This window comes from Candidatus Bathyarchaeia archaeon, from assembly GCA_038882715.1.
GTDB lineage: Archaea > Thermoproteota > Bathyarchaeia > Bathyarchaeales > DTEX01 > DTEX01.
In genome coordinates, this window is record JAVZNR010000008.1 from 87,656 (window position 1) to 102,105 (window position 14,450).

The following is a 14,450-nucleotide window of genomic DNA, read 5'->3' on the forward strand; positions in this document are numbered from 1 at the left end:
ATATGTGTAGCTGGCGCAACTGGCAGGATGGGTAGCACGCTAATACGGGAAGCCGTTGCAAGAAATTTCAAGGTTGTCGGCGCCATCGCAGCTAAAGATGACCCTAACATAGGTAAAACTTTAAGAGAGAGCGGAATCTGCGATTTAGAAGTCAAGATCGTTGACCCAACAAGAATCCCTGAAGCCGTCAAAGAGGCGGACGTGTATGTATCCTTCACTACACCTGAGGCCGAAGTCGCCAATCTGCCAGTGGTAGCCAATTTAGGCAGGAAGATCGTCATGGGAACTACAGGCTTCACCAATGAACAGATGAAAAAGATCGTGGAGGCCGTTTCAAACAAGGTTCCCGCCGTTTTCTCCCCAAACTACGCTATAGGCGTGAACATATTGTTTAGGCTTTTACGCGCGATGAAAGCGTTTCCAGAGGGATACGATTTCAGCATAGTGGAAATCCATCATTCAGGTAAAAGAGATGCGCCCAGTGGAACGGCGAAAAAAATAGGTGAAATAATTTCAGAGATAAGAGGTTATTCAAATGTATCTTATGGCCGAGAAGGCATAAGCGTTAGGAAGCCAAGTGAGCTAGAGATTTTAGCAGTTAGAGCTGGCGGGGTTCCAGGGATACATGAGATCATAGTGGCTGGCCCATATGAGATGATACGCATTGAGCATACAGCCTTTTCGAGAAGCGTTTTTGCTCAAGGAGCATTGTATGCTGTTAATTGGGTTTATAAGCAAGAGAAGCCTGGAATCTACACTATGGATGATATATTAGGGCAGATTTAGGAGGAAGACTACGTTCCAATGGGTGGCAGGGTAGTCGTAAAATTTGGCGGAGCAGATCTCTCAAGTGGGGAGAAAATAAGAAAAGCTGCCGAAATGGTTGTAAAAGCTAATTTTGAAGAAGTTGTTGTTGTCGTCTCAGCAATGGGCGACACGACCAACAACCTAATTAAAATAATCTCGCAAATAGGAGACATAAGTGACAAAGACTATGCCGACATAGTTTCAATGGGCGAAAGAACCAGTGCACGAATATTTTGTTCAGTTCTAAAAGCTTTGGGCGCAGACGCTGTTTATCTTGAGCCAAGCCACGAGGAGTGGCCGATCATAACAGATTCGAACTTTAGAGATGCTAAACCATTTATGGATGAGACTTGCAGGAGAGTAGGCAAGTATGTTGAGCCGCTTATCTCAAAGAGGAAGATAGTTGTTGTCTGCGGCTTTCTGGGAAGGGATAAAGATGGAAATGTAACAACTCTCGGAAGAGGTGGAAGCGATACAACAGCCCTCATACTAGCGAACTGCTTGAAAGCGGATGAAGTTATACTTGTCAAGGAGACTGAAGGAGTCTTGTCAGCTGATCCAAAAATAGTTCAGAACCCGCGGACAATAGATAGAATAGATATTCATGAAATGTTTGCATTAGCTCACGGAGGCGCTAAAATAATTAAGGCTGAAGCCCTAAAGTATAAGCTTCCGGGGCAAAAGCTGAAAGTTATCAGTTTTTCATCGGGGGATCTGAGGTCTCCTGGAACTGAGATAATCGGCGTTTTTAACTCAAACTCTTTCGAGATTAAGGAGAAAGAGGGTTTAGCCGCCATAAGCCTGATATGTGATATAACGCCGGAAAACTTGAGCCAAATATTTGCTATACTTGCCGGAAATGAGATATTTGGGGTTAGTACTGGAAGAAAGTCGATCACAGTATTTGTTATGACGCAGAACCTAAAGGACTTGATGAGTAAGCTGCATGGTTTGAGCGTTATTAAAGCATTGAGCTGCCTAACAAATATTGGGCTCATTGAAGTATCGCACCCAATCTTCGTCGATTCGCCCGGCTGGATTGCGAAGATAGCTGGTGCACTAGCCTCTAAAAACATAAACATTATTGAGGTCACAACAAGTAAGGCGACAATAAATATATTTATTGATGAAACGAAAATTAAAGAAGCTATTGATGTTGTGAGGGATGCGCTTGAAGCGTAAAAGTGTAGCGATATTAGCGGCGACGGGTGCCGTGGGGCAGCGTTTCGTTCAGCTTCTGGAAAATCATCCGTGGTTCGAGGTGACGGTGTTAGCAGCATCTGAACGTTCAGCTGGCAAAAAGTATAAGGATGCGTGCGTCTGGAGAATGGAGACAGATATGCCTAAAGAAATAGGCGAAATGACCGTTGTTAATACGGATCTTAATTCGGTTAAAGAAGTTGGCGATGTGGATTTAGTTTTCTCCGCTTTACCCGGCGATATAGCTGGACCAATCGAGGAGAAATTTGCTATGGAGTTTCCGGTGATCAGCAAAGCGGCAGCTCATAGAATGGATGAGGATGTCCCGCTTCTAATACCCGAAGTTAACCCCGAACAGCTTGAGCTTATACCTATTCAGAGGCGGCGGAGGGGTTGGAGCGGCTTCATATCAACAGACCCTAACTGTTCAACTATACAGTTAGCTTTAACCCTAAAGCCCTTAATGAAATTCGGTTTAAAGAGAGTTATCGTCGTAACAATGCAGGCTTTAAGTGGAGCAGGCTACCCAGGCGTGCCTTCTCTCGACATAATTGATAACATTATTCCCTATATCGCTAAGGAGGAAGAGAAGATTGAAAATGAGACTAAAAAGATCCTTGGGACGTTTGACGGTGAGAGGGTTAGACCCGCTAATGTAATTGTAAGCGCCAGCTGTAATAGGGTTAACGTTAAAGATGGTCATTTAGAAGCTATATGCGTTGATTTAGAAGATAAGCCGACAGTAGAGGAGGTTAAGGAGGCTTTCAGAAACTTTATTGGCGAGCCGCAGAGGCTTAAGCTTCCAACAGCCCCCGAAAGACCAATAGTTGTTAAAGATGAGATAGATAGGCCGCAGCCCAGGCTAGACAGAGACGCTGGCAAAGGAATGAGCGTTACTGTCGGACGGATACGCAGCGACCCGATCATGTCAGTAAAGTACCTTTGCTTAGGCCATAATACTATTAGAGGGGCAGCCGGCGCTGGAATATTGAGTGCGGAGTTAATGGTTGCTAAAGGATACGTTTAGCGAAATTGTCCCTCTAGGGTGTAAGCCCGTGTTTCTCCCACATAGATTTCTTGAGAATAGAGGGGGAATACTCTACATAGACGGCGTATCAGCTACAGAACTTGCAGATAATTTCGATACTCCACTGTATGTACTGATCGAAAATCGTATACGTGAGAATTTCCGAGAACTAAAAAACGCGCTACTCAAGTATTACAATAAAATTAGAATTTATTACTCCGCTAAAGCTAACACCAGCTTGGCTGTTCTAAAGATTCTTAATAATGAAGGCGCTCACTTGGATGCTGTAAGCCCCGGAGAAGTCTTTTTAGCGCTTAAAGCCGGCTTTAAACCGGAGAAGATTCTCTTCACGGGAACAAGCGTTAGGGACGACGAGATTAAGTTTCTCATAGATTCGTGGGTTATAATTAACATCGACTCCTTATCTCAATTAAGGAGACTTCTTAAGGTTAATGTTCCGGAAGTATTATCCTTTAGGGTTAACCCGGAAATCGGAGCTGGGCATCATGAGCATGTAATTACAGCTGGTAGAAACTCAAAATTCGGCATCTGGGAAGCAGATATCCTTGAAGCATATAGGATGGCACTTAATGCGGGTGTAAAACGCTTCGGCATACATATGCATATAGGATCCGGAATACTAAACGTTGAACCATTCTTATTAGCCGCTGAGAAACTGCTGAAGATAGCTGGTCAAATTTGTAGGAGCCTCAATATAACATTTGAATTCATAGATTTCGGCGGCGGGTTAGGTGTACCATATAGGCCTGGAGAAAAACCTTTGGATGTAGAAATGTTTGCGGATAAGATGCTTTACCTATTTAAGAGCAAGGTTAAGGAATACGATCTTGGAGAACCATTCTTTTGTGTTGAGCCGGGCCGTTACATAGTTTGTGATGCAGGCATACTTCTAACTAGGGTTAACACGATTAAAGTCACACCATTTAAGAAGTTTGTTGGGGTTGACGCTGGATTCAACATACTGATTAGGCCGGCCATGTATGGCGCATATCATCATGTGATCGTCGCAAATAAGATCAGTGAAGACGGAAAGGAAGTTTATGATGTAGCTGGGCCTCTCTGCGAATCCGGCGATATATTAGCTAGAGATAGACTTCTCCCAGAAGTTCATGAGGGGGATTTGCTTGCGATATTAAACGCTGGAGCATATGGTTTCGTGATGAGTTCGCAGTATAATTCTAGGCCAAGGTGCGCTGAAGTTTTAGTTAAAGATGGAAAATATACCATAATAAGGGAAAGAGAGAGCCTTGAAGATTTGCTAAAGGGACAGCGGATACCTGAGTGGCTAAAATAATATGTTCTAGGAAGAAAGAAGATCATCTATAACACTGCATGCCGTCTCTACGAGTTTTTTACCAGCATCCCGCTCAACAATACATACAGGAAGGTTTGTCTCATATCCTCCTTCTTCAAAGGCCTCCTCTGTTGGTATATATCCGAGCATGTCGTTAGAGCATCCGACAACCATAGTTACATCAGCTTTAGAATAAGATTTAATCGCTAGACCTAGATCTACAAATACTTCACCCGGCAATAAAACCGCTATAAAACTTCCAATCCTAAACCCTTGGACCTCTACGTCGGTAAAGCCGTATGGAAACATGGTGCGGATAAGCTTAAGGGACTTAGCCGTCAATAATTTAAACTTAATTTCCTCAGTTTCTTTGCCACTTGCTTCTTTAAGCTTGGCTCTAAGCGTAGCTATCTCTTCTTCAGTAATCTCAGGAATGGACTTAAGTTTAAGTCGAACTTTCCTGTAAGCGAAAGATAATGTTAAATCGTCTCGACATTCAACGGAATTCAGGATTTTTACGGCTTCTCCACCTATAGATCTACCCATATGAACAGCGTCTTCAAAGCGCCCCATGCTTCTATCATAAACCCTATCAATTCTTGTTCTAGGAGTTAGAGGGTTTATATCTCCAAACGCTCCATTAAGGAACAGACATACGCCGCCCTCAATGTTTTCGACAGTTCTAGAGACGTAGCCCGGATAATCACCAGAGATCATGAAGTTGTTCGCGCCTAAAACAACTGCGTGACAGGTATAGTTTACTAGGGCGGATATAAGTCTACCCTCATAATCCTCAAATCTAAGGGCTGCAAGATGCTCATCCCGCGTGCCCGTGATGGGTCTTCTCCTATTGATCGTCCACCCTTTAACTTCACCCTTCCCGTAGCCAGCTTTAGCCTTTCTCCTAGAATTGAAAGCTCTAATAACACCGGAGGATACTAGGCCGGGTAGAAGATTAAGGTATTCCTCAAGAAAGAGGTATTGTGATGCTGTGTGAAAACCTACTATCGATGGACCTGAATGGTTGTGAACCGCCGTAACTACTACAGACTCCTTTGGAAAGCTAATTTCTTTCGATATTACTTCCCTAACTTTTTCAGTTAAATTTCTAGTTGCATAAAGAAGATCCATGGAGACTAGCGCTAAATTATGTTCCCCGTTGCTAATGGTTAAACATCTAGCGTATAAATGGTCGTGGACTCCCTGAGACGGCTTATCTCTAGACGCGTAACCATCCATTGGGACTCCTATGGGTGGAGTGATTCTAACTTTAGATGCGCCTGCCTCTAACATGAAATAATTATTTATGTATTTACATGATATATGAGCCTAATGGAAAGCATCTAAGATTTTAGACGTTTAACGGCGGGAGACTTCGTCTATTATTTTTGGAACTATTTTCACTCTCTGTATGCTGGCTGGTGGCGGTAGCTCATCTGAGATCCCTAGTATCAGCCTATCTCGAAATCTTATTATTATCTCCTTCACAAATTCTTTAAATTTGTCTTCGCTCACCGCTTCCTCTATAAAGTATATGTACGGTATTCCATCCAATATCACCATTTCATCGCCCAGAAAATCTTCTATATCTTTAAGGGTCATGTCTCCCACTGGTTTGACTGTTAACGCCTCAACTCCGTCTAAACTTGACTCCCTCAAAAGTTGCAGTAAAGGCTTAGCATAACCATCAACATGTATATGCACATATTTGCCTTTCTTATGTAAGTAGTCAGCTCTTTCCCTATAGTATGGGAGACAGTACCTCTCAAATATTTTCGGAGGAGTCATTCTAACATCTATGTTCTCACCTAAGTTAAAGATTTTAATTGGAGTATCAGCCATAACCTCATAAAAAATATCATTTGAACTTTTAATGGTCCTCATAAACTCCTCAATTTCCCTCTTATATCTGAGCAAAAAGCTCATAGTTCTCTCCAAACCCATGTATTCAAGTATGAGTCTCTGGTAAGGCGACCTTGGAAAGAAATATGAAACCATTCCCTGACCCTTAAGGTTCCTCTCCATCCGACCGTAAATTTCCCGGTCAAACTCTACTTTAACGCGCTCTAAAACATACTCCATGATCTTTAAATCCTCTAAGTTTTTAATGGGGTATTCTACTATTCTTGACGTTAACTTTAGGTCATCCATGATCTGCATCTGTCTCAATATGCCTTTAGGAGTCTTTAACTCGGTTACGACAACATTATCTTTAGTAAACCTGTTGACTTCAACGTCATCAGCGTAGGAGACTTTGACGAAGCTTTCAGTGAAGTAACCAGAATAACACCTCCAACTAGCGTTCCACTCCAAGCATACATCAAGTAAACTCATACTCATGTACTCGATTGGCAGGGTATTCTTGGCGCGATTATAATAATACCAGAACTCATGCCTAATGTTCCATGGAACTTTCTCGCTTCCCTTCCCTTCAAATACGGCGAGAATCCTTTCATAGGGGGTTTTATCGGTCGCCATAAAGATCACCATTATTGGGAAACATATTCTTATTTAAGGATTAATAAGAATATAGCATCAAATATCCTTAAAACCTTGAAGAATCCGGAGAGAGCAAAATGGATAAGATTGAAAGAGTTTATAGGGCTCTAGATATCGAAGAGCCGGATAAAGTGCCGAAGGGAGAGCTTCAAATACATGATGAACTCGTATCTGCTTTATTAGGCGAAACAATAACAGATTGGTTTAAAGCCCATGTTAAAGTTAGAAAATTATTAAACATGGACCTAGTGAATATCGGTCTCGATGGCGGTCCCAAGACTGAAGTAGTTGGTAGAACAAGAGAGGGCTATCCCATATACAGGGATTATTTTGGTAACGAGTGGGTTGAAAGCGGAAAAACCAAAGCGTACTTAAAGTACGCATTAAGCGAACCAGAAGATTTTAGGGATTTTAGGATGCCGCCTATCTCGCTATATAATGCTGGCAGCGTTGAGAAATGGTCTAGAGAGACTGATCTCTGCGTCTTTGCGCAGGTCGGTGGAGCATTTGATTCAGTGTATCCTTTAATGGGTTTAACCGGCTACATAAAGGCGCTTTATCAATATCCGCATCTGCTCAAGAAGGTTATTGAGGAAGTTCACAGATTTGAGCTAGAAAGCATAAAGCTATTTGCCGAAGCTGGAGCGCACGTGATACTTGTGGGCGACGACCTAGCTTATGATAAAGGTCCATTCATATCGATAAAGCATCTTGAAGAATTCGTCTTCCCCTACATAGCTCAAGAAGTCGACTTAATACATAGTTTAGGTTTACCAGCAGTCTTTCACTGCGATGGAAACGTAACCCCTCTAATAGGGTACGTCATTAAATCCGGTTTTGATGGGATTCAAAGTTTACAGCCAAATGCGGGCGTAGACATAATATCCATCAAGAGAGAATGGGGCGACAAAATATGTTTAATGGGCAACTTAGATTTAGATTATTTGTTACCGTTAGGGACGCCTAAAGAAGTTGAAGATGAAGTAAAAAGACTTATAAGAAACGTGGCTCCGGGAGGGGGCTACATACTTAGTACAACGAACGTGTTAACAAGATACGTGCCGCCTGAAAATGCTCTAGTAATGTATAAAGCGGCGGAAAAATATGGGAAATACCCTATAAGGGCGTAATAACCGTTAAACCTAACCAAACATTCATCTAAATATTTTCAAGTCTAAACGCATAGAAGATAGCTTATGGAGGCCGCCGCCGTGACTTTAATAGAAAGTTAAAGGACAGAGCATCCGCGTGATACTTAAGTATCAACAATCATATCAGCGCTGGGGAATATTTTTTCTTATTGGGGAAGTAGAATTGGATGAAGTATTTACTGGAATGGTTTTCTTGAGTTACTTATTGTTCCCTCGTCACTCCACAGCAATACGTTGTCGCCTATGGTTGTGCCTATCCATCTCCATGTAACACTGTAGCTAGAAGTGTATTCTTTATTAACGCCTGGATAGGAAAGACCGCCAACGCCGAACAGTGTGTTTTCTATCCAAGTGATTACTGCCGTGTCTCCTCGGAGTGAGTAGCCTGGAAGATAGCGCCATTGGTTATCATAATAGTAGGCTGTGTTTGAGATAGTTACCCGCCAGTCTAACCCTGTAATGGCTTGATTGCTTTCCACACCAAACTGAAAATGCCTAACATGACACACTCTTTGTCCAAGCGACACCGACCTCGACCCCACTAGGAAACCGCTATCCCAAGCTTCATGCCAACATGCGTAGATTGTGGGGGCATCATTATCATATTGAGCCCATGAGTTGTATGCGTAAAGCCTATAAAGTATAACGTAAGAGTCGCTGAGGTAATCCACTCTCCCAAAGAATACTATGGAATTACCGCTCCCAACATTAGGCGCTAGATAATAATATATGAGCTGACTGCCGAAATATGTTTGAGGCGCCCATGTAACACTATTATTCTTAAAGAGTGCTGCGCCGTTTTGATAAATCCATCCGCTCGGCGTTGTTCCACTAGAGACGCCAGCTACGCTGAGAACTGAGCCTAACCATGCGCTGGATGGAAGTAAGCTGGCGGGCGCTGAGTAACGGAAGGAGAATAAAGCTCGGTTAGTAGTTCTCACGCTACCACTTAAGTATCCTCCAACATAAGGCTGTTGTTGCGCTGAAGCTGGCCGCACTAATATGGTGGATAGCATTATGAATGTTAGGAGGGCGATTATACCGGAGTTTATGAGGTTAAAATTCTCCCTCCCTCTTTTCACAATCATATTGTTACGGCCTCCAAAGCAACCATATCAATTATAAAGTAGCTTAACGGGTTCTGGGCTAAAGGATCCTTTATAGCGATCCCAACGGCGCCCAGAGGAAACTTTGTTAATGGGAAGTCTTCCGGTATGCTCACGATCATCACTACCTCTACTGGCTGGTTATGCTTCACTTTAATGATGCCTGAGGGCTCGTACCTAACATACTTATTGATGAAGATTACGGTTCCATTAGGTAGCGTTACCCCTATAGCCGATCCCGATTTCCTGCCCATCCAGAGCATTGGAGCCGAATCCAAGACGACTTCAATCTCAGTGATATTCTCAAAGTAGGAAACAAAGCGTAGAATCAGCGGTATCCTTGTTTCACCACCCCTCTTAACGCCTATAAGAAGACGCGACGCCTCATCAATTTCAGAAACTTTACCAGTATACTTTTCCCTATCAAATTTAATCTCTAAATAGCCTTTAACACCATACTTTGTAGCAATCTCGGGATTACATATCTCTAGAGGCGTAAGAAAGAGTACGTATTTGACCTCTATCGATCCAGGCAGCACAATAGCAGACTCCCTTTCCCCTCCAACCTTCTCAGCCGCACCTTCAGCCATGAAGGGAGCTACTAGGGAGAGGAAGACAGCGGCAGAAATAGCTACAGCCATGAAGACAGCTGACAACAATAACTTCAGCTTCATCTCCTTAATCCCCAACTAATATCATCGCTCACTGTTATATGAATCTTCCTTACCGATGCTTAAACATTATACTCTTCTCCTTAGCGCATAGTAGCTTAGCCATGCTACGCATATGATGAATATTATGAGCGCTATTGGGTTTCCAAGCAGGCGTCTTGCAGCCTCAGCGGCAGCTTCGCTGATTCTTTTGATTAGGTTGGAGATTTCTCCAATTATTCCGCCTGTTTCTGATTCGCTTATGGTGAATGTTATGTTGGCTCCGGCTTGGGCTGTTTCTCCCTCTGGGCTTGTGGCGTGTATGGTGAATGGTATGGTGTATTTGCCTGCTGTTGCGTTTGATGGGATTGTGAGCTGAGCTTCTATTGTAGCGTTGTCGATGATGCTTCCTAGTCTCCGCATGAAGGTTTTGGGTAGAAGCGTCTCTAGGCTAAGCCACTCGCTGCCAAACTCCACATGGTTTACTGTTATGCTGAGGCTCGAATATTCCACCGTAATTGTTAGCTTAACTGTTGAGCCAGCGGTCACCCTGCCTAAATCAACCGGATATGCTTTAAAGTGGAATTGCGGCTGCGGGCTTGGTGTTGCAGGCTTCTCCCATATGATGCTGACCTGCACGCTGCTCCGGTGAACAACCTTAATCTCCAGTATTCCAGTTTCATGATTGAATGTCCAGGCATCACCCTCCAATAGTAGGCTTCCATTAGCCCTCACTTCTCTAGGCTTACCGAGCATCCCGGTGTAAACCTTAATGGAGGTGTGGAAGCCAGGCGCATTATTAACTGTTATTTCAAGCTGCCAGCTGTCGCCCTCAACCCACCGTAGAGACTGGATGGGCGAATTGGAATATTGGATATACGCTCCCCTCGCGGCGCGCTGCATAAGCGCCTTCCAAACGCCGAAGGCTGCGGCGCTCATAGGCTGGGTTTCAGTATTAGATTCTGGAGGCGGGTCTAGGCTTATTGAGAGGCCGCGCGGCGTCTCCCTAGTGAACCTCCATATCATGGATACGGCTGTCAGCATTAATGGATCATTGTATAGGGCTCCGCTTATCGCTAGGGCGTACATCATTTCGGTTGCCCTGAAGAGGTGAAGCGGGTTCCCAGCTGCTTCAACATATGGTTTCCCATCGTAGTCTAGGAGGTAGACTTTCAGATTGCTCCATTCATTCGAGTATTTAATGGAGTTTTTAATTAGATTCGCCCTCTCCCTGTAGATGCTCTCGCCCGTAGCTTTATGCATGGCTGTGAGGAGGGCATAGGCCCAGCCGTGCTCCTCCAAAGCCTGCTTATAATTCTTGTTGACTAGGCTGCCGTATGCTGGGCTTGAAGAATTCATGTTCTGCCATAGGTTCATGATTGCGTCTGAAACGTTTCTTGCCCAATCTAGGTAGGTTGAATTCTTTGGATCGAGAATTAGGCCTGCGAGCGCATGTGGGTAGAGTGAGCGGAAGTAGACGCTGAATATTCTCTCCTTAACATCCTCATAGTAGTAGTTCCATAGCTTCTTTGCGTATTCCATGACCGCCTGGTCGCCTGTGGCCTGAGCGTATTCGGCAAGAGCGTAGACTGAGATCCCCCATGATGCGGGCATGGATATGTCAACGTTTGGGGTTTCATCCGAAACCGCCGAGGCAAGTAGCTGGTATGCTGAAGCCGAGTAATTCCACAAATATAGTTGAACCGATACTTCGCCAGCATCCCATGCGAGGTTGAATGTGGCGTTCAGGTAATCCCAGTAGTAGCTGTCGCCTTCGCCGGTGAACTCAACCTCGGCAGCAAACTTAGTGTAATATGATGTCTCACACTTAAGCATGTCAAGCTTAAATGTGAAGGGTTCGCGGAGCTTCCAACCTGTGATCTTAATCTTCCATTCTCCGTTTTCGCTTCTAAAGTGCATGGGGTTCTGCTGGATAATTAGGCTCTTCTCCTCCGCCTCGCCACCCACATAGGATAGGTAGCCTATGCCGCTTGTAGGATACTTCCCGTCTGTGTAGTTGTATGCTTGGATTGTAACGTTTACTGAGGTGGGAACCCATGCTGAATCAACCCTAAAGGTTAGCTTCTCCCATACGTAGGTGTTGGATGATCCTGAGAACTCAACCTCGGAAACGTAGGCTTCGCATTCGCTGTGCGCGTAGGAGCCTTGCATCTCATCGAGTCTCCATAGGGCTATTAAGCCGCTTGAGGGTGGATTATTATCTCTTAGGCTGGCTAGCTCCGTCCAGCTTAATGCCCTCGAATAAATCGCCACGTTATCTACGACTCCCTTGAAGTTGTAGCCGTTTCCGTAGGCGAATGAGCCTATGTGCAGCGGGCTTGTTGAGCCTGTTATATCTACGTATCCAATGTTCCATTCCCCTATTAAACCGGTGTTATTGTATATTCTCATGTATTGTCCGTCGTATGTTGCAGCTATGAACGTCCATGTGTTATTGTATATTCTGCCGAAGAGCGCCCTGCCCACCTCATCTGTCCCGTTTCTGAGAATCCAGATGATGTCTAGGGGGTATGTGGATCCGTCTATGCGGAGGTCGAATCCTCCAATGGAGCCTCTCTTGTCAACGAGGTGCTGCTCGCCTGTCTTCCCCATAGGCTTAAACCATAATGCCACGGTTATCTGCTGCGGGTTTAGGCTTGCGTGATTCGGCACCTCAATCATGCTGCTTAACCCGCTGAGGTATAGGCCGCCTGAATGCATTCCGTTAGTCCAGGTTACGCTGCCCATTATGGTTCCAGTGTTCTCTGATGTTGCTCGGATGGTTGAGTAGCTTGAGAAGAGCATGTATTGTGAGTCATCATCGTTTATTCTATTCTTTAGGTGCCAGCTGTAGGCTTTTCCGCCAGAGTTCTCGTCGAACGTCCAGTAGGCCTTAAGGTTGCTGTAGACGATGTTACCGTTCATGTTCGACTGGAGCGCGCTTGAATCTAATGCTTCGCTGTAAATCACAACCTCATCGATCCAGCCCTTAAAGCCGTAGCCGCTTCCGCCGGCAAAAGCGCCTATATGAACCTCGCAGTATGTCTGCGTAGTGTCTAGTGAACCCAGATACCAGCTTCCAATCTGCTGGCCGTTGAGGTAAATCTTCTTGTAGGCTCCGTCATAGGTTCCGGCAACATAATACCATGTGTTGTTATGTATTACTCCGGGGATATATTCGCCGTGCTCGACGCCGTTGCTGTCCTTGACTATCCAGATGAGGTCAAGCGGGTATGATGAGCCGTCTAACCGTAGATTCCATCCGCCATATGCGTCTCGGCAGTCTATGATGTGCTGCTGTCCGGTCTTTCCAGCAGTGCGGATCCACGCTGCAAATGTGATGCGCGGGCTTCTGAATGTGCTGGAGCTGGGAACTGCTAGATAATCGTCGCCGTCAAAGTAGATTGACGAGCCGGACTTTGCGGTTGAACTCCATGATGCATCGTTCCTCAGCTCAGCGGTGTCGCCGACGGTTCCAGTGGAGCCTAGAAGCCGAATGGCTGAAGTATAATAGGTGCTTAGCGCCGTTTGAGTGCCATAGCTTCTGACAATCATGTATGAGCCGTCGTCTGAGGTTGTGTTGTGGATCCCGCCGCTAACAAGGCTTGTTCCGCCGAGCAGATTATATGCGCTCGCATAATATTGCTTCGGGATCAGACTTTTGGCAGCTATTGAGACGAGATATCTATTGTCATCTGACGCGGTATCGGATGGGAAGCCTGAAATATGCAGCGTGCCGCCAAGCAGAGAATAGGTGATTGGATGATAAGCCGTAGCAGTCCAATGGACACTGCCAGACACCACACTATAGTATTCGCCGTTGACACTGCGCAGATTAAGCAATCCGCCCCCGCCGTAGCTTCCCTCCAAAACATTCGCAGCCGCAGGATAATAGATGCTCTCCTCAGTAACAGCTGAAACAATTAATGGGAGAGCAGGCAATACCAAAACAAAGAGTAAGGCTATCAGAGTTATAAGCCTAAATACCCTCGCTATAATATGCCACCATCAATGGAAAAATAGGGTGAGGATGGTGTGGCTGGCAATTTCTATTAGGATTCCAATCGCTATTATGATGAGTATGATGAATGAGGCTGCCATGCCTAAGAGCAGCATTATTATTCTACCTATTATACTCTCCAATTTTCTGTCAAGTATCTGGACGATTACGATAAACGCTAGGAAGATTATGGCGAGGGTATTGGGCGGATAGCGTGCAAGGATTGTAAGGATGAGGTAGGGGAAGAGGTATAGGCCGAGTGGAAAATGAGCGCCCAGTAGAAGGCGCCTCACCCAAAGCCTCCTAACATTAGCATCATGAACCAAAAACTGAAGCAATGCGAATAAAAGTGCTGAGGTGAGGGAGCTGATATAGAAGAAGAGCCTTAAATCCCAAGCCATGCTAGTCCACTCGGTGAAAGATTGAACTGAACCGATAAAGCCGAGGGCGAGGAGGAAGCCCAGCAGAACATGAACTAGGCCAATCACCCTATATAAAACACGCATCTTTATCCTGGACTCTTCAAACGACAGAACCATTCCCCTTCAATATCCAACATGTTTTCCTTTTTTCAAGAATTTATGTTTTTCCTTTGCTCAACTTTTAACATATTGCTCCTATATTTTCAAGGGTTTCAAAGAGAGAAATCTTGAGAGCGAGCGAGGTCAAATACAAATTTCAGGTCACCATACTAA

11 protein-coding genes are annotated in these 14,450 nt (G+C 44.7%); 5 read left to right on the top strand and 6 right to left on the bottom strand.

The genetic code is table 11. From position 1 onward, the window contains the following. The 4 genes from dapB (at position 1) to lysA (ending at position 4,349) form a co-directional block, all read left to right on the top strand. On the top strand, positions 1-786 hold the full coding sequence (gene dapB / locus QXR61_06435; GenBank protein MEM3757580.1) for a 4-hydroxy-tetrahydrodipicolinate reductase: 786 nt from the start codon (positions 1-3) through the stop codon (positions 784-786). Between the two features lie 18 nt (positions 787-804). Continuing rightward, positions 805-1,989 (top strand): aspartate kinase, encoded by a 1,185-nt coding sequence (locus QXR61_06440; protein MEM3757581.1) that lies wholly within the window; start codon positions 805-807, stop codon positions 1,987-1,989. Continuing rightward, entirely contained in the window at positions 1,973-3,034 is a 1,062-nt protein-coding gene (gene asd / locus QXR61_06445; protein ID MEM3757582.1) for an aspartate-semialdehyde dehydrogenase, read from the top strand. Before QXR61_06440 ends, asd begins: the two co-directional genes overlap by 17 nt. 67 nt (positions 3,035-3,101) lie before the next feature. Beyond that, positions 3,102-4,349, top strand: coding sequence for a diaminopimelate decarboxylase (lysA, locus tag QXR61_06450; protein ID MEM3757583.1), 1,248 nt, complete (start codon positions 3,102-3,104; stop codon positions 4,347-4,349). Between the two features lie 6 nt (positions 4,350-4,355). On the opposite strand, the gene QXR61_06455 is transcribed toward lysA, so the two are convergent. Both QXR61_06455 and QXR61_06460 read right to left on the bottom strand, forming a co-directional pair. Continuing rightward, on the bottom strand, positions 4,356-5,642 hold the full coding sequence (locus QXR61_06455) for a neutral/alkaline non-lysosomal ceramidase N-terminal domain-containing protein (GenBank protein MEM3757584.1): 1,287 nt from the start codon (positions 5,640-5,642) through the stop codon (positions 4,356-4,358). A gap of 66 nt (positions 5,643-5,708) precedes the next feature. Further along, positions 5,709-6,827, bottom strand: a complete 1,119-nt coding sequence (locus QXR61_06460; GenBank protein MEM3757585.1) for a uroporphyrinogen decarboxylase family protein — start codon at positions 6,825-6,827, stop codon at positions 5,709-5,711. A gap of 98 nt (positions 6,828-6,925) precedes the next feature. On the opposite strand from QXR61_06460, the gene QXR61_06465 reads away from it, so the two are divergent. After that, on the top strand, positions 6,926-7,978 hold the full coding sequence (locus QXR61_06465; GenBank protein MEM3757586.1) for a uroporphyrinogen decarboxylase family protein: 1,053 nt from the start codon (positions 6,926-6,928) through the stop codon (positions 7,976-7,978). Positions 7,979-8,175: 197 nt separating this feature from the next. Here QXR61_06465 and QXR61_06470 read toward each other — a convergent pair whose 3' ends face one another. The 4 genes from QXR61_06470 to QXR61_06485 all read right to left on the bottom strand — a co-directional run bounded on the left by QXR61_06470 (position 8,176) and on the right by QXR61_06485 (position 14,294). Continuing rightward, positions 8,176-9,087: a hypothetical protein gene (locus tag QXR61_06470; GenBank protein ID MEM3757587.1), complete on the bottom strand. Its 912-nt coding sequence runs from the start codon at positions 9,085-9,087 to the stop codon at positions 8,176-8,178. Next, entirely contained in the window at positions 9,084-9,779 is a 696-nt protein-coding gene (locus QXR61_06475; GenBank protein ID MEM3757588.1) for a hypothetical protein, read from the bottom strand. The genes QXR61_06470 and QXR61_06475 overlap by 4 nt, the downstream gene beginning before the upstream one ends. A gap of 66 nt (positions 9,780-9,845) precedes the next feature. After that, complete coding sequence (locus QXR61_06480; protein ID MEM3757589.1) at positions 9,846-13,697, bottom strand: LamG domain-containing protein; 3,852 nt, start codon at positions 13,695-13,697, stop codon at positions 9,846-9,848. A gap of 66 nt (positions 13,698-13,763) precedes the next feature. Next, entirely contained in the window at positions 13,764-14,294 is a 531-nt protein-coding gene (locus QXR61_06485; GenBank protein ID MEM3757590.1) for a hypothetical protein, read from the bottom strand. Between the last annotated feature and the right edge of the window lie 156 nt (positions 14,295-14,450).

Coding starts and splice junctions, on each gene's coding strand:
- QXR61_06455 (MEM3757584.1), bottom strand. CDS start 5,642: ATGTTAGAGGCAGGCGCATCTAAAGTTAGAATCACTCCACCCATAGGA.
- QXR61_06440 (MEM3757581.1), top strand. CDS start 805: ATGGGTGGCAGGGTAGTCGTAAAATTTGGCGGAGCAGATCTCTCAAGT.
- QXR61_06470 (MEM3757587.1), bottom strand. CDS start 9,087: ATGATTGTGAAAAGAGGGAGGGAGAATTTTAACCTCATAAACTCCGGT.
- QXR61_06475 (MEM3757588.1), bottom strand. CDS start 9,779: ATGAAGCTGAAGTTATTGTTGTCAGCTGTCTTCATGGCTGTAGCTATT.
- QXR61_06485 (MEM3757590.1), bottom strand. CDS start 14,294: ATGGTTCTGTCGTTTGAAGAGTCCAGGATAAAGATGCGTGTTTTATAT.
- QXR61_06465 (MEM3757586.1), top strand. CDS start 6,926: ATGGATAAGATTGAAAGAGTTTATAGGGCTCTAGATATCGAAGAGCCG.
- asd (MEM3757582.1), top strand. CDS start 1,973: ATGCGCTTGAAGCGTAAAAGTGTAGCGATATTAGCGGCGACGGGTGCC.
- QXR61_06460 (MEM3757585.1), bottom strand. CDS start 6,827: ATGGCGACCGATAAAACCCCCTATGAAAGGATTCTCGCCGTATTTGAA.